The sequence below is a fragment of the Fuerstiella marisgermanici genome (assembly GCF_001983935.1).
Classification (GTDB): Bacteria; Planctomycetota; Planctomycetia; order Planctomycetales; family Planctomycetaceae; genus Fuerstiella; species Fuerstiella marisgermanici.
Genome location: NZ_CP017641.1, coordinates 3,730,056 through 3,746,822 on the forward strand (window position 1 = coordinate 3,730,056; position 16,767 = coordinate 3,746,822).

General features: G+C 56.3%; 11 protein-coding genes. 7 read left to right on the forward strand and 4 right to left on the reverse strand.

Features of this window, described 5'->3' with window-relative positions; translation table 11 throughout:
* Window positions 1–2: 2 nt before the first annotated feature.
* Together Fuma_RS13940 and Fuma_RS13945 are read left to right on the forward strand one after the other, a co-directional pair.
* The gene (locus Fuma_RS13940) at window positions 3–899 is read left to right on the forward strand and encodes a metal ABC transporter permease (RefSeq protein WP_077024668.1); all 897 of its coding nucleotides are present in this window, start codon (window positions 3–5) and stop codon (window positions 897–899) included.
* Entirely contained in the window at window positions 896–2,314 is a 1,419-nt protein-coding gene (locus Fuma_RS13945; RefSeq protein ID WP_083732043.1) for a metal ABC transporter permease, read from the forward strand. The genes Fuma_RS13940 and Fuma_RS13945 overlap by 4 nt, the downstream gene beginning before the upstream one ends.
* Before the next feature lie 130 nt (window positions 2,315–2,444).
* Here the strand turns inward: Fuma_RS13945 and Fuma_RS13950 are convergent, their stop codons facing one another.
* A complete protein-coding gene (locus Fuma_RS13950) occupies window positions 2,445–3,389 on the reverse strand; it encodes a tetratricopeptide repeat protein (RefSeq protein WP_158520978.1) in 945 nt (314 codons plus the stop codon).
* A 363-nt stretch (window positions 3,390–3,752) separates the two neighbouring features.
* On the opposite strand from Fuma_RS13950, the gene Fuma_RS13955 reads away from it, so the two are divergent.
* Entirely contained in the window at window positions 3,753–5,180 is a 1,428-nt protein-coding gene (locus Fuma_RS13955; RefSeq protein ID WP_083732044.1) for a trypsin-like peptidase domain-containing protein, read from the forward strand.
* Between the two features lie 15 nt (window positions 5,181–5,195).
* Here the strand turns inward: Fuma_RS13955 and Fuma_RS13960 are convergent, their stop codons facing one another.
* Window positions 5,196–6,656: a DUF805 domain-containing protein gene (locus Fuma_RS13960; RefSeq protein WP_077024670.1), complete on the reverse strand. Its 1,461-nt coding sequence runs from the start codon at window positions 6,654–6,656 to the stop codon at window positions 5,196–5,198.
* 510 nt (window positions 6,657–7,166) lie between these two features.
* Here Fuma_RS13960 and Fuma_RS13965 point away from each other — a divergent pair.
* From Fuma_RS13965 to Fuma_RS13975, 3 genes are read left to right on the forward strand one after another with little or no spacing between them, the layout of a single operon-like run.
* A complete protein-coding gene (locus Fuma_RS13965) occupies window positions 7,167–8,903 on the forward strand; it encodes a cation:proton antiporter (RefSeq protein ID WP_145944163.1) in 1,737 nt (578 codons plus the stop codon).
* Between the two features lie 35 nt (window positions 8,904–8,938).
* Window positions 8,939–9,643, forward strand: coding sequence for a hypothetical protein (locus Fuma_RS13970; RefSeq protein ID WP_077024672.1), 705 nt, complete (start codon window positions 8,939–8,941; stop codon window positions 9,641–9,643).
* 17 nt (window positions 9,644–9,660) lie between these two features.
* Complete coding sequence (locus Fuma_RS13975) at window positions 9,661–10,335, forward strand: hypothetical protein (RefSeq protein WP_077024673.1); 675 nt, start codon at window positions 9,661–9,663, stop codon at window positions 10,333–10,335.
* Window positions 10,336–10,367: 32 nt separating this feature from the next.
* On the opposite strand, the gene clpB is transcribed toward Fuma_RS13975, so the two are convergent.
* Both clpB and dnaK read right to left on the reverse strand, forming a co-directional pair.
* Window positions 10,368–12,986, reverse strand: coding sequence for an ATP-dependent chaperone ClpB (gene clpB, locus Fuma_RS13980; protein ID WP_077024674.1), 2,619 nt, complete (start codon window positions 12,984–12,986; stop codon window positions 10,368–10,370).
* A gap of 189 nt (window positions 12,987–13,175) precedes the next feature.
* A complete protein-coding gene (gene dnaK / locus Fuma_RS13985) occupies window positions 13,176–15,080 on the reverse strand; it encodes a molecular chaperone DnaK (protein WP_077024675.1) in 1,905 nt (634 codons plus the stop codon).
* Window positions 15,081–15,584: 504 nt separating this feature from the next.
* Here dnaK and pheA point away from each other — a divergent pair.
* The gene (gene pheA / locus Fuma_RS13990) at window positions 15,585–16,766 is read left to right on the forward strand and encodes a prephenate dehydratase (RefSeq protein WP_229360918.1); all 1,182 of its coding nucleotides are present in this window, start codon (window positions 15,585–15,587) and stop codon (window positions 16,764–16,766) included.
* Window position 16,767 lies beyond the last annotated feature (1 nt).

Sequence of the window (16,767 nt, forward strand, 5' to 3'; positions counted from 1 at the left end):
TGATGTTCGGTAACCAAACAATCATCGTCCTCGCAGGCACTTTGCTGCTGGGAGTCGCGGCCGGCATGGTCGGCACCTTCGCCGTGTTGCGCCGTCGAGCACTCATGGGGGACGTGATCGCTCATTCGGCCCTCCCCGGCTTGTGCATCGCATTTCTGGTGTTTCATTCGCGTGCGATTCTTGTGCTGTTGGCCGGCGCGTTGCTAAGCGGACTGCTGGGAGCGTTTGTGGTGTCGTTAATGAAGCGACACACAGCGCTGCGTGAAGATGCCATTCAGGGAATCGTGCTGAGCGTATTTTACGGCGGCGGCATCGCTTTAACTCGATCCATCCAGAATCGCTATCGCAACGAATCCGGTGCCGACCTGGAAGCGTTTATCATCGGCCGAGCAGCCACAATGTTGCGCAGCGATGTCTATCAGATTGCGGCTGTCACCATTGTGACGGCGGTGATCGTGCTGTTGTTGTACAAAGAACTGAAGCTGGTCAGTTTTGACGAACAGTTTTGCCGAGTTCAGGGCTGGTCGGCGGGTGGTCTCGACCTGCTGCTGATGGTCTTAACGGCCGTGACCGTCGTGGTTGGCCTGCCGTCGGTAGGTGTCGTGTTGACGGCCGCTTTGCTGATTATACCTCCAGCCGCAGCGCGGTTCTGGACCGATCGACTGTCCAAAATGATGATGATATCCTGCACGTTCGGCGGATTGTCCGGCGTGACCGGTACGTTGATCAGTGCTCGATTTGACGGTCTGCCGACTGGCCCACTCATCGTGCTGACGTCGACGGCAATCTTCCTGCTGTCATGGCTGCTGGCACCACATCGCGGCGTGCTGTGGAACTCTAACGATGTGCAGGATTTAGTGCTTGATGCCACCATGCCGGACCACGGAGGCAAGTCATGACACTGAACCATTTCGGTGCAGGTTTTACCTCCCTCGCGGCGCGGACTCCGATTCCATTTCAGCAGCAGACAGATGCGGTTGCTCAGTGGATGAATCTTCCCGCATCTGACGTACAGAACGCCTTCTGGACGATCGCGGTGGGTTCGCTGTGTGCCGCGTGCTGTGCATTGGTGGGATGTTTTCTGCTGCTGCGAAGAATGAGTCTCCTTGGCGATGCGTTAAGTCATTCCGTCCTGGCGGGTATCGCCGGTGTGTATCTGGTGACAGGAAATGTCGAACCAGTTCCCATGCTGATCGGCGCGCTAATCGCCGGGATAACGACCGCCGTGTTGACTCAGTTCGTTCACAAGTCGGCCGCCGTACCGGAAGATGCCAGCATTGGAATCGTCTTCACATCGATGTTCGCTTTTGGTGTTGTGGTCGTGTCACAAGCGGAGCACGTCCACCTTGATCTCGACTGCGTCCTGTTCGGCGACCTCGCCTTCGCCGGCGTTGATCTAAGTCCAAACTTTGGCTGGCTGCTTCCGGATTCCTTTCGCAGCCTGATCCCAGCCTTGCTGGTCACGCTCACGTTTTTGGCCGTCTTCTGGAAAGAACTACGACTTACGTCCTTCGACCCAACGCTCGCGGTCACACTCGGCTTCAGCGCGGGCATGATGCATTATCTGCTGACCACGGTCGTAGCTGTGGTGACGGTATCAGCCATGCAGGTTGTCGGCCTGCTGGTGGTGGCGATGCTGATTGTGCCAGCCGCGGTGGCCCGCCTTCTGACAGACCGGTTATCCACGATGTTATGGCTGGCTTGCACAATCGGCGTGGTCTCGACCACGGGCGGTTACCTGCTGGCTGTGCGTTGGGATTCATCAGCGGCCGGGTTGATGGCTGTGGTCGCCGGATTGCTGCTGGTCACCGCGATCATTGTGTCGCCAAAGAATGGCTTACTGGGCCGCGCTTATCGTTCGGCCAAACTGCGAGTTCGTATTTGCGCAGAAGACGTTTTGGCGGGCCTTTTCCGTCGCCAGGAACGCAGCAAGTCGCCAACGGAATTTGCGAACGCCTCATTTGCCGAATGCCACGCGATGGCAGGTAACGGCTTACTGGCCGGTGCCGCCGTCCGCTGGCTGCGTGGTCGGCGCCTGCTTAAACAGGACGGATCGCTGCTTTCGCTAACTGATCGAGGGGCCACGTACGCTCAATCGCTGGTCCGATCGCACCGTCTTTGGGAATCGTACCTTCAGGAAAAGTTTGACCTGCCGGCCGACCATCTTCACGACCCGGCGGAAACGATGGAACACTTTATCGGCCCGGACATGCAGCAAAAAATCACCAAAGAACTGGCCGCTCCCGCCAAAGACCCTCACGGCCGGGCCATCCCCGGTACGCACCGGGAGGCGGATGGCGTGGCTGGCGAGTGAGCGGAACGCGCGCGGAATCGCCGGCGGTGCTCTCGTTGTTCGCTGTAGGTGAGAGCAAGGTGAAAAGTGGTTGCCGGTCATTGGGGTCCGCAGCTGAGGCAGCTTCCGCTTCACCCACGCGGCGACGGATTCAGATTCCGGGATCCGTCTTTTCCAGGTGCGTTTTGATTTCTGAAATCGCCGTAACGGCTACGCTGCGCAGGCGGTCCATTTCGTCGATGGTTGCCACCATTTCTTCAAACTTGGCGGGCGCTTCTCCACGAGCATCTTTTTGAGCCACGGCGAGATCCATGATATGCAGCTGCTGTTGCAATCGCGTACTCGCCAGTTCGACCAGTGGTCGCGTGCTGCGGCGAATCTTCTTGCCCAGGTCCTGCAACGTTTCCCGTTCGTGGATTCGGACGGCAGAACTAAGGCCGCGGCGAGTAGTCCGAATTTGCTTCTTCGCAAGTTCTTCTTCGTTAACCAGTCGCCCCAGGGGCGCGTCGACTCGGCGAGTCCCCGATTTCGCAACGCGCGCTTTTTCCAGCACAGCAGCCACTTTTTTCGATTGCGGGCACTGCTCAACACCCTTTTCCAGCAGCTTGATGGCCTGCGTCAGGTTATTCATTTCAATGTACATGTTGCCGAGATTTGTATAAGCCTCAGCCATTGCCGGATCCAGCTTGATGGCTTCCTTATACGCGGAGACCGCCATCGAATTCATTTTGAGTGCCTTCTGAGCGATCGCCAGGTTGTAGTAGCCTGACGCGGATTTCTTATCGCGGTGGATGGCCTTGCGCAGCGATTTCGTCGCGCCGTGGTGATCGCCTAACGTATTTTGAACCGCGCCTAAATTGGCCCACGCTGTCGCGTTGGTGGGGTCCATGCGAGTCAACTGTTCGAAGGCCGCTTTGGCTTCTTCAAACTTCTTCGACATGAACAGAACCATGCCCAGCAATTCCTGACCTTCGCGATTTTCGACGTTTTGCTCCATGAATGTGTGGAGTAGCTTCGATGCGTCGGCGACTTTGCGTTCTCGCAGAAGTTGGCGAGCGACCTGGAGTGGTTGAGCGGCGGCAGAATCTGAAGTCATCTTCATTCGTCCCGAAGGCGGTTGAAGCGTCCGATCCTGCAGCAAATGTTGCCGATGAGGCGCTGCTGCAGGAGTTTCCTGCGGGCGCAAGGTCAGTTTTCAAGGCCTGGATGTCGCTGGCGACTTGCCCTGATTGTTTCAATTTAGCCATCTGCCAGGACTGCGTCGACCGCAAACAGACAAAGTTAGCCTTACAGGACAAAGCTACCTAAGTTAACGCCATAGCAACATAGTTAAAGTTTGCGTCGCCCTACACCAGTGTTCAAGCGGCATTTTCGTGACTGCCGAAACTTCACCTGTCCATCCGACACAACCGGATGTCATTGCTTCCAGAGACATAGGTGAAGAAGGCGCAGGTTCTGCATGTATCCAAATCGGCAAAGACTTGGCGCATTTCTTCTGATTTGCTTCATCCACTCACTGACCGTCAGCGCGGTCAATGCCTCTGACGACGCGCGCCAAACACCGCTGGTCAAGGCGGTGCAGAAGTGTCAGGAATCCGTGGTGAACATTCACACGGAAAAGAACAGCAAGGAAGACACCGAGTCGCGTTTCTTCACTCCGAAGCCCAGGCGAGTGACCGGAATGGGCACGGGGATCGTCGTCGACGAACGCGGCTACATCGTGACAAACTATCACGTGATTCACGACGTGGATCAAATCACCGTCACGCTTCGAAATGGCGACCTGCTGGATGCCAGCCCGGTGTCCTTCGACCGCAAACAGGATCTGGCAATCATTCGCGTCAAGTCGCCAAAGCCACTTCCCGTGATGGACATGGGAGTGTCCTCGGACGTCATGCTGGCCGAACAAGTCTTTGCGATTGGCAACGCTTTCGGATACGAACACACGGTCACTGACGGCATCGTGAGTGCCATTGGTCGCGATGTGGAAGTGGACGAAACTCAGTCTTACGAAAATCTGCTTCAAACCAGTGCGGCAATCAACCCCGGTAACAGCGGTGGCCCACTGCTGAACTTGAACGGCGAAGTCATCGGCATCAACGTGGCCATTCGCGCCGGAGCTCAACGAATCGGGTTTGCCATTCCCATCGACGACGCTCGACGCACGGTCGCCCGCCTGCTTAGCACCGAACGTCTGAATGGTCTTTCGCACGGCGTGTTCGCCACCGATGTTCAGGTGAACAACGAAAAGCGTCTGGTGATCGATACCGTCACACCAGGCAGTGCGGCGGCAATCTGCGGTCTGCAAAAGGGCGATACCGTGACGACTGTGCGAGGTATCAACATTGCCGATAACGCAGACTGGGAACGCAGCCTGCTGGACATACCTGTCGGACGAAAGCTGGATGTCGAACTGCTTCGCGACGGACAACCCGTGTCGCTGACGTTTACCGTTGGCGGCGGTACGAATTCTCGCAATGTCGCGAGTAATTCAAATTCATCGACCGCCGTGAAGACGGTCTCAACCGCCCGGCCCGCAAACACTTCGACCGCACGGACCACGTCCGCTCGTCAGAAAACACGACAACTGCTGGGTCTTCAACTGGCACTGCTGACACCAAACGAAACAGCCGCTCTGGTTTCGACCTACATCGGCGGAGTGAAATACAGCGGCGGGATGAAGATCGTGGGCGTCGATCGAGGCAGCAAAGCCGAACGACATGGCATTCGCAAAGGCGATCTGCTGCTGGGTCTGGATCGATTCGAAACACTGAACGATCGCAACCTGACATACATTCTGCAGGACAGCCGCCTGGCGAAGATGAAGACTCTGGAATTTCAGATCTTCCGAGACGGCAAGGCACTGGAAGGTCAAATCGACCTGTAAGCCGCACGGCAGCACTTAGTTGCGATCCCGCGACGAGGACTCACTGCTTTCTGCAACCTTCTGAATGTGCTGCAACACCCGCAGGTGGATCCGGTGAACCAGTTCATCGGACCACAACGTCCAATAAGCCTGCGGATGCATTTCCAGCACGTACCATGTGGTGCCGGTTAGCCGAGTGCCGCCATTCGGCAGCGGCTCCAGGAGGAACCCACCGCGAGTCGACCGGAACGATGTGTCCAGGTGCGGCGGATGGATGTGGCGGTACGGCGTCAATTCGAACATCGGATGCGGCTGCTCGGTCACGTCGAAGGCCAGACGATGGTTCTCGTCCCACACCGTGATCGGTTCCACAAACGTGCCGGTGGTGAATTCACAATAACGAATCGCGCCAACTCCGCTGCCGTCAATGTGAGCTCTCAATGGCGACGCGATGCCCATCTGGAAAAACCAGGCGGGCTTGTCGGTGATGTCCGGGAATGCGATCACCTGTTTCCAGACCTCCGCCGGACGTGCCTGAATATCGATGCTGGTTTTCACGGCGTAGGTTGGTTCTGGTGTCACGGTGCCTTCGATTGCCGCCAACAGCGGAAGCCCGGCCAGACACCACAGCATGCGGTTGGCTTCCTTTTTCGGCCGCGTTGTTCCGACAGCAATCGATTGCCCGACGACAGCTCCCATCATCGCCAGCGGCAGCATGATCGGCAGCGCCATAAGTATGCAGATCGCACCTTCAAGGCCAACCAGCAGAAAGCCGAAGCAGCATGCGAAAATCATTGCCGCTGAATGCATCAAGGTCAGCAGTAGCGACCGACGTACAGGGTTGTTATACATGAAACCACTCACAGCACCGGCGACGATTGGCGTCCCGAAAAACAGGGCCGATCCGTAGCTTTGCAATGCGTAAATGGTCAGAAACGTCGTCGCCATCGCATAAGCCGCGCCAGCCGCGCCGCCTGCGATCGCGGCCATCACGCCGGAAGATTCTCGCTGGTCAAAAACCGGATCGGGAACGCTGTGGACGCCCGACGGTTGAAAGATTTCGGCCAGTTCGACTTCCTGCTGGTCGGATTCGGCCGCTGGTTCGTGCGTCGAGCGGAGCCCCGCCAGCACGATCATCGTCAGATAGTTGACGGCAGGAACCAGAATCAGCAATGCCAGCCACGGTGTACAGCCCGCATCGCGGCAGCGGCGAACGCTCATCGCGACCGCCACCCACACAAATGGCATGGTCCACAACACCAGGCCAAGCCCCAGCCACTGCGGCGCGCCTTCGGTAAAGGTCGCTCGAGTACTCAGCAGCGGACTCAGGAAGTCCAGCGGCGAATAAAACTTCCCCGTGTAGGCTCCGATCACCGCTGCTTCGGCAACGTACTTAAGAACTGCAAGGCCAAAACCCACCACGGAATACCAATACCGTCCGACGCTGCCTTCCAATCGAAAGCACCAGGCAAAATCGAACTGTGTCGTGGTGTTCATGGAGTTGCCTTCTGTAGCATTCCGGCAAACGCGAGTCCCGCCGAGGCAGCTGCGGCGGAACTGAATTTGTAGCACACCGGCCGAATATCTGGCGGCTGGCGAGGATATCGTCGCACATAAGCCGTGCAGCTCACAAGTCAAACGCGAGTGACCTGTCGCGCGGTGACGCCGAAAAACACGGACACCCGATTGGCCGCCGATGCAGATCGCAGGTAGTGTCTCGTGATTGCAGATTGGAACCGTCCGGCGACAGAAGCCGCACATGGGGCTCGATTAGCGCGATGGGGGGAGCCTCAGACCTGCAGCGTGCCGCGAGCGAGAAATCTCGTCCCGTGCTTCGGGGTTTGTCAACTGAAAGTGCGAAAGTCGTTGCGTCCGTGTCGGTCGCCCGCTAAACACCAGTCCGCTCTGCATCCCAACTGCTGACTGGAGTCCCTTGTGGCCCGCTTAAACAATAATCGAAAATCTCAACGTCGAACGATCTCATGGAAGGCCGTTTTCGTCGTTTTCATGATGACACTTTTCGCATGGGGACAGCAATTTGTCGCTCTTCCCAGCGGCGCTTCCCAGGTGGTTGCTGACGAAATCAGCGAACCCAGTGAGTCGCAAGCGACGACGGAGCCTGCTGATTCTGGTGCCCCGGCAGCAAGTCACGACGCCGAAACGTCAACAGATGCCGGACATCACAACGGGGGGAGTCACGGAGATTCTGAGCACTCCGGTGGGCACACGGACCCTGTCGCTGAGGTTCTGCTGGCGATTTTGATCATCCTTTTTCTGGCCAAAATATCGGGAGACCTGTTCGAACGAGCGGGAATGCCAGCCGTGTTGGGGGAACTGACGGTCGGCATCGTTCTTGGCAACTGGGCGCTGTTCACGGGCTCTCACGCCCTGGACTTTTTCAAACCGGTCCCAACGCCGTACGTGATTAGCGGCGAAGTGATCGACACATGGAAAAACCCGCAACATCCAACTCAGGACGAACTATGGTCAGCCTTCGAAACGGTCACTGAGGAATCCGAACGCAAAGTTGGCGAACGAATTGAAGTGCAGGCGAGCGACGTTGCTGGTCCCGTCGGCATGGTGTGGCAGTGGTATCGCGAACAGGATGGAACTGATGTCTGGCATCTCCAAAACCCTCACGCCACGCCCGAACATTTAAATCTAACAGGCACCATGCTCGACATGCTGGCACGCATTGGCGTGGTGCTGCTGCTGTTTGAAGTCGGTCTGGAATCACGCGTCAAAGAAATGGTGCGCGTCGGAGTATCGTCGCTGCTGGTGGCGCTGCTGGGAGTGCTCGCTCCGATGCTGTTGGGCTTTGGTGTCGGCTATCTGTTGGTCAGCGAAACCAGTGCCGATTGGCAGGTCCCCGCATTCCTGGGCGCCACATTGTGCGCGACCAGCGTGGGAATCACGGCTCGAGTATTGAAAGACCTTGGCTGCAGTCAGGACAAAGAATCCAAGATCATTCTGGGCGCTGCAGTGATCGACGATGTGCTGGGCCTGGTCGTGCTGGCGGTGGTTTCCGGCGTGATCATGGAAGGTGCCAACTTCCACGTGATGGCATTGGTCAAGATTGTGGGCCTGTCCGTGGCATTTCTGGCTGGAGCGTTGATTCTGGGAGCCCTGCAGTTTCCTCGTATGCTGTTCCGAGCCGCCAGCTTTCTGCGTGGACACGGATTATTGGTAACGACGGCACTGACGATCTGCTTTCTGTTTTCCTGGGGAGCCAACAAGGCCGGGCTGGCCACCATCATCGGTGCGTTTGCGGCCGGACTGATTCTGGAAGGAGCTCACTACCAGGAAGCCGGTGAGAAGTGGAAGAACCGGCGCCTTGAAGATGCGCTGGCCCCGTTGTCTGCTCTGTTGGTACCGATCTTCTTCGTAGCCACCGGTATCGCCGTGGACCTGTCTCAATTCAGTGGCGGAGCCGTTTGGGTCTTAGCGATCGCCTTGACCATTGTGGCGATCATTGGAAAACTAGTGTGTGCGTTTGGCGTACGCGAAGCCGGGCTGAATCGCCTGGCGGTCGGGTTTGGTATGATTCCGCGGGGCGAAGTCGGACTGATCTTCGCTCAGGTGGGACAGGGCCTGCAGACGCCGGACGGCAAAAGCGTTGTCGACAACGGGACGTATTCGGCAATCGTGGTGATGGTGATGGTCACCACGATGATCACTCCGCCGCTGTTGAAGTGGGCGATGTCGAAGAACGGCAAATCTACAGAATCGGTAGCGAAAGCCTGATCCAGCTTTGGCGGGCCGTCGTTTGAAGCAACACGATGACCTCCAACCCTTACGCACCGCCAGAATCGAATTCTCAGTTTGCAGGACTGCCGTCGGATACGGAATTCCTGATTTCCGACACATGCATTCTGTGCGCCGATGAAGTGGCGTTGCCGAAGGTCTGCATCTACACCGGTAAGTCTGAGGACGTGATTCCTCAGCAGTCAACGTTGAAGTGGACGCCCCGGTGGCTGCACAACATCCAGGTGATCCTGGTCTTTCTGATGTTTCCTGCGATGTCCATTCTGCAGTCTGGAATGTTGCGGAGCCTCGTACCTACCCAGCTTAAAATTCCCTTTCTGGATGCCACTTCTGCATTCTTCATTGGGATCATAGCCCTGTCGTATCTTGCGATTCGTTTGAAGCGCAATGTGATGGTGACGTGGTACGTTAGCCGGCAGCACGATGTTGAGCAGCAGCGGCGCAGGCGTTTTTGGCAGCGTGTCAGGTTAGTGGGACTCGGTGCTCTTTGCCTCGTTTTATTGGCCAGCTCCGTTTTGGTCGGTCGGCGGCTGGGATTCGCTTTTCCAGTCTTAGTCCTGACGTTTCTTGCGGTTGGCATCTTCAAAAGAAAAGGCCAGCTGACAGTTGCAAAACCAAACCTGACCATCGCGGGACAACACGAAGGATTGAATATCCTGACCGGTTTTTCACCTGCGTTTCTTCTGGCTGTGAATGCGATGATCGAAGAGCAGCGGTAGAGAGCGGTATCTCACGCATGACGTCGACAAACGAAGAGTACAACCCGTTCGAGGCCCCCAAGTCGACCGAACTCACCGAACTGCGATTGCACGACGGTCAGGATTTGTTGGTGACGAAGCGGTATATCGTGTGCCGTGAAAAGGTTGAGCTGCCGAAGATCTGCATCAAGTACGGCGAAACCGACGACATGGCACCGCGTCGCAAAGTGTTGCGAACACTGTCGTTTTCCGCCGTGCTGAAAATCGCTGTGACAGCAACATTGGGCGTGATGGGGCTGGTTGGGTTGTCGAACTCATCAAGTCCCGCTGTCGCCTCCGGCGTGGGCCTCTACCTGGTGATGTTCCTGTTAGCGATGGGCATCCTGATCTGGAAGGTGGCGCCGAACGGCTACATGGCGGTCGATACCACGTGGTATATTTGCGGTCGTTATAAACGGCAAATCCGTCGGTCCCGGATGATCGTTGGAAGCGTGGTCTTTGTCGGATTCACGGGGTTGGGGGTTTGGTTGTCGTGGGAAACAAATTCACTTTGGCCACTGAGTTTGCTCGTATGCGCAGCTGGCGCCAGTGCCGGTTACGAGCCCGAAGTACCTCTGCGGCTAAAACGCCAGCACAATGATGTATTCCTGTTGCAGGGCCATTCGAAAAAATTTCATCAGGCCTGGCTGCGGCACGTGTCCGATGCTGAGTAATGCATGCCCGCACGCCAGTCTGAATTCAGCCATCACTTCGTCTGAAACACGAACCCGTCGGTCGCTGCGTCGATCATGATGGTCGAACCTTCCGGGAAATTGCCCGCCAGCATTTCGTTGGCCAACGCATTCTGCAGACGCTGCTGGATCACTCGCTTTAACGGTCGAGCTCCATATTTCGGGTCGTAGCCTTCATTAGCCAGCAACTGTTTGGCATTGTCGCTGATTTCCAGCTTGAAGCCGTTGCTCTCCAACTGACGATTCAGATGCTGCACCTGCAAGTCGACGATCTCACGAATTTCTTCGCGACCCAGAGGGTGGAACACGATGACTTCATCAATGCGATTCAGGAATTCGGGCAGGAAGTGCTGCTGCAGTGCATCCATCGCTCGGTTGTGAATTTCGTTGCTGTCGGCTTTCTCCGTGCTGAGTTCCATGATTGCCTGGCTGCCGATGTTGGACGTCATCACGATGATGCAGTTGCTGAAGTCGACCGTTCGGCCCTGACTATCGGTCAGGCGCCCGTCGTCCAGAAGCTGCAGCAGAATGTTAAAGACGTCGCGATGAGCTTTCTCAACTTCATCAAGCAGGATCACACAGTAAGGATTGCGTCGTACGGCTTCGGTTAGGCGACCGCCTTCTTCGTAGCCAACATAGCCGGGAGGAGCACCAATCAGTCGGGCGACCGAATGGCGTTCCATGAATTCGCTCATGTCGATGCGGACCATGCTGCGTTCGTCGTCGAACAAGAATTCAGCCAGCGCTTTACACAGTTCCGTCTTCCCAACGCCGGTCGGGCCGAGAAACATGAAACTGCCGATGGGCCGGTGAGCGTCCTGCATGCCGGATCGAGCTCGACGCACAGCGTTGGAAACAGCTCCGACCGCTTCGTGCTGATCGATCATGCGTTTGTGGATTTCGGTTTCCATCCGCAAAAGCTTTTCGCGTTCGCCCTGCATCATGCGAGACACGGGCACGCCCGTCCACAGACTGACCACTCGAGCGATGTCTTCTTCGGTCACTTCTTCACGCAGCAGACGGCTTTCCGGATCATCGTTCAGTTCCGCCGACTTCTGCTCCATGGTGGCAAGTTGAGCTTCTGCGGTTTTCAATTGCTGTTCGGCTTCGTACGCTCGCTGGTATTCTTCGTTGCTGTTGGTTTTTTGAGCGTTCGAGAACGCCTGCGTATACGCCGTCCGCAGCTTTTCGATTTCTTCTTTCAGTGGCTTCAACCCGGAAATTGCCGACTTTTCGGCTTCCCATTTGGCTTTTAACTGGTTGGTCGTTTCCTCGTTTTCCGCGATCTGACGACGCAGGTCCTCCAGGCGTTCTTTACTGTCGGCGCTGCTTTCTTTTTCCAACGCTGCCGCCTCGATCTGCATGCGAGTCAGCGTGCGAGTCGCTTCGTCGATTTCGGCCGGCATGCTGTCGATTTCCATGCGCAGCCGACTGCCCGCTTCATCAACGAGGTCGATGGCTTTGTCGGGCAGAAAGCGATCGCTGATGTAACGATCTGACAGAGTCGCTGCGGCAATCAGCGAATCGTCGGTGATACGGATGCCGTGGTGACTTTCGTAACGATCTTTCAATCCGCGTAGAATGCTGATTGTGTCTTCGACGTTGGGTTCCTGCACAATGACCGGCTGGAAACGGCGTTCAAGAGCCGGGTCTTTTTCGATGTGTTTGCGGTATTCGTCCAGAGTCGTGGCGCCCACGCAATGCAGTTCGCCTCTAGCGAGTGCAGGCTTCAGCAGGTTCGACGCGTCCATCGATCCTTCGCTTGCTCCGGCTCCCACGACCGTGTGCAATTCGTCGATAAACATGATGATCTGACCATTGGCCCCCTGCACTTCTTTTAGCACGGCCTTCAGACGATCTTCGAATTCGCCTCGGTATTTGGCACCGGCCACGAGGGCTCCCAGGTCGAGTGCGAAGACGCTTTTGTCTTTCAGGTTTTGAGGCACGTCGCCCAACACGATACGTTGAGCCAGTCCTTCGACGATTGCTGTTTTGCCGACGCCAGGCTCGCCGATAAGAACGGGGTTGTTCTTGCGACGGCGAGACAGCACTTGAATGACTCGGCGGATTTCCGTGTCGCGTCCGATCACCGGATCGATTTTGCCATCGCGCGCGGCCTGGACCAGGTCGATGCCGTATTTTTCAAGAGCCTGGTATTTTTCTTCGGGGTTTTGATCGGTCACGCTTTGTCCTCCTCGTACTTGTTTGAGTGCTTCCAGAATGTCCTGCTCACGGATCGCGTTCAGTTCCAGCAGACGCTTGGCCTGGTCGTCGATCTGAGTCAGTGCCAGAAGCAGATGCTCGGTGGACATGTACTCGTCGCCCATGTCGCGAGACTGTTTCTCGGCGGCGTTCAGCACTTTGACCGTTTCCGGACCGGCTCCCACCTGCTCGTCTCCACCGGACGATTGCGGCAGCCGCTGCAGTTCGCTGTCGACCATGTTGTTCAGCTGGCCGATGTTGGCTCCCATGCGCTGAAGCACGGGCTTCATAATCCCCTGATCTTCTTCCAACAATGCCTTCAACAAATGCAGTGGGCGAATAAAGCGGTGGCTGCTGTTCTCGGCCAATTCCTGAGCGTTACGAATCGCCTGGCTGGCTTTGACGGTTAGTTTTTCTGGATTGAAGGCCATGTGGAATTCTCCTTTCCCGAGGTGAAAGCGCAGCAGCGAACACAGAGGTAACTGTTAACGTTGAAGAAAGCAGAAACGCGTTGATGTATAGCCACTGGCACCAGGTCCCCTGCTGAGCGAACTCAGCAGGAAGCCTGATTATCCAATGTGTCTCAACGCGGCCAGCACGCGCGGTTAGGCGCGTTGCCGCTACTCTTTCTTCTCAAAGTCCGCATCAATGATGTCGTCATCGCCGCCGCCTGCAGTCGCTCCGGCGGTTTCCGGCTCACCATCACCACCGGCTTCTGCGGCCGCCTGCATGTGCTGGAACAATGCCTGACTAGCCTGCGCCAATTCTTCTAATGCTGTGCGAATCGTAGCTGGATCGTCGCCTTCTGCGGCCTTCTTGACTTTGTCGCAGGAAGCCGTGATAGCATCCTTGGAAGAATCGTCAAGCTTGTCTTCGTGTTCCTTCAGCGTCTTTTCTGTCTGGTGCACAAGAGTCGACGCTTCGTTGCGTGCCTTGGCCAGTTCTTCCTTCTGCTTATCTTCTTCGGCGTGAGCTTCACCGTCTTTTCGCATACGTTCGATCTCTTCGTCCGACAATCCACTGGACTGCTTGATCTGCACGCTATGCTCTTTGCCCGTCGCTTTGTCCTTGGCAGAGACACTCAGAATGCCGTTCACGTCGATGTCAAACTTCACCTCAATCTGAGGCACGCCGCGTGGAGCGGGCGGAAGATCGGTCAGATCGAACTGGTCCAGCAGTCGGTTGTCTGCCGCCATACGACGTTCGCCCTGGAAGACGCGAACGGTTACCGCTGGCTGATTGTCGGCTGCGGTTGAGAACGTTTCGGACTTCGTGGTTGGAATCGTTGTATTGCGTTCAACCAAAGTCGTCATGATGCCGCCTTCGGTTTCGATACCCAGCGACAGCGGAGTCACGTCGAGCAGGACGACGTCTTTGACATCACCGGAAATAATTCCACCCTGGATCGCCGCTCCCAGAGAAACCACTTCGTCTGGGTTCACACCCTTGTGTGGTTCCTTGCCGAACATTTCTTTGACGAAGGCCACAACCTTTGGCACTCGAGTCGAACCACCGACCAAAACGACTTCCGCGATGTCGCCAGACTTCAGCTTGGCGTCCTTCAGTGCGTTTTCGACCGGGCCGCGACAGCGTTCGACCAACGGGTCGATCAGCTTTTCGAATTCAGCTCGACCAATCGACATCTGCAAGTGCTTCGCGCCGCTGGCATCGGCGGTGATAAACGGCAGGTTGATGTCAGATGTTTGAGCGGTCGACAGTTCCTTCTTCGCTTTCTCAGCGGCTTCACGTAGTCGCTGCAAAGCCATGGCGTCGCCACGAAGGTCGATACCGTCGGTCTTCTTGAATTCTTCCGCGATGTGGTTGATCAACACTTCGTCGAAGTCGTCGCCACCCAGATGCGTGTCGCCGTTGGTGCTGAGCACTTCGACCAGTTCGTCGCCGACTTCCAGGATAGAAACGTCAAATGTACCGCCGCCGAGGTCGAAGACGACAATTTTTTCTTCCTGCTTTTTGTCCAGACCATAAGCCAATGCGGCTGCTGTCGGTTCGTTGATGATACGCGACACTTCGAGTCCCGCGATCTGGCCCGCGTCTTTTGTGGCCTGTCGTTGAGCGTCGTTGAAGTAAGCCGGGACCGTGATGACTGCTTTGTTAACCTTGTGACCGAGGTAGCTTTCTGATGCTTCCTTCAGCTTTCGCAGCACGAGTGCAGAGATCTCAGGCGGCGTGTGCTCTTTGCCGTTGACGTTTACTTTGACGTAGTCGGCTTCGGCACCGATGACTTCGTAAGGGACGATCTTTTCTTCCGACTTCACTTCGCTATGGCGTCGGCCCATGAATCGCTTGATCGAATAGATCGTGTTTTTCGGGTTGGTGACCGCCTGCCGTTTGGCCGGGTCGCCGACCAGAGTTTCGCCCTTGTCTGTGAAGGCAATGACGCTGGGAGTTGTGCGGCTACCTTCCTGATTGGCGATTACTTTGGGCTCGCCGCCCTCCATCACTGAGACAACGGAGTTGGTTGTGCCGAGGTCGATGCCAATAATTTTTTCGCCGGAAACTGCCATGAGGGAACTCCTGAATGATTTTCGCTAATTGTTCTACTTAGTGCTTCCGGTGAATCTACCGGCTTGAAGTTTTTCCTTGATCGGAAATGGCATACGACTGCCGCTGCCACACTCTTTGCATATCGCGCGCCAAAACTCCGGAATCCGCCATAGGTAGTGGTTTTGCAACACTTTACGACCGACCAGTTCGCTCAACGTGGCTTAGCGCGAGTCAAACTGGCAGACGCCACTACCACATTCCAGTGAAATGTGCCGCCACTTTGGCAATTCTGACGCGGTGCCAAATTGGCACCCTTCGGGGCTGGGTTTGAACACATGAGGCGACTAGGGAGTGGGTTTATGTGAACCTTTCAGAACGGAAGAATGGCCTGCTTGAATTCGGAAAACAGCCCATGTACAAGGTCGCCTCGGGCCTGACGTTATTCTTGATAGCAAATTCGCGTCCGAATCCCACCGGTAGTTTTACCCTCCCTCCCTTTCATTCTCCACTGGCCGACGAGGTCCATGATGGCAAAAAAGAAGGCCACCCGGCCCGTCAAGAAAAAGGTCGCTAAGAAGGCGTCGTCGAAAAAAACGGCTGCAGCCAAGAAATCGCCTGTCGCCAAGCAGGCGTCAGCGAAGAAAACGACCCCGGATCAGCGACTCACTGCGATCGACAAAGAACTTGTGGATCTGCTGAATCGTCGAGTCGAAGTGTTTCTGGAAAAAGTCGCTCAGGCCGAATCGCCGCGCAAGGCGGTTTTCGACGTGCAGGACGACATTAAGCTGTGGTCGCTGCTGGAATCGTCCAGCAAAGGACCAATGGATGCTGAGGAGCTGAAGGCCATTTTTCGGCCGCTGCTAAACGCAGGTCGTCAGCGAGTCCGCAATGACCGAGTGGCCTATTTGGGACCGGCTTACAGTTTCACTCACCTTGCCGCCATCAATCGGTTTGGCGAGTCGGCCGATTTGGTTCCTGTCAGCACCATCGCGACCGTGTTTGAAGAAGTGAACCGTGGGCACGTCGATTTCGGTCTGGTGCCGATTGAAAACAGCACCGACGGCCGCATTGTGGACACGCTGGACATGTTCACGCGGTTGCCACTACGCATCTGCGGCGAAGTGCAGTTGCACGTGCACCACAATCTGTTGGCTCGATGCGATCGTAGCGAGATCACAGAAATCTACAGTAAGCCTCAGGCGCTGTCACAGTGTCGAGACTGGCTGGCCAAGAATCTGTCGCACGCTCGGCTGATCGAAGTTACCAGTACCTCAACGGCCGCTCAGCTTGCTCGCGATAAGCCGGGAGCCGCAGCGGTTGCCAGTCAGCAGGCCGCCAGTCAGTACGGCATTCAGATTGTTGCCGATTGCATCGAAGACAACCGCAACAATATCACGCGGTTCGCCATCATTGGCGATGCGATTGCCGACGCGACGGGTCACGACCGCACGGCCATTTTGCTGCAGATTCCGCACCAGCCTGGTTCACTGTCGGACGCTTTGCAGATCTTCAAACGCTGTAAAGTGAACCTGACGTGGATTGAATCCTTCCCACTGCGATCGCCGGAAGTCGGCTACCTCTTCTTCCTTGACTTTGAAGGCCACGTGTCTGACGCGAAGATCAAGAAGACGCTGAAGGAGCTGGAGAAAATGGCGGATCGGCTGGAAATTCTGGGCTCTTACCCACGCAGCGAACCACTGAACTAAG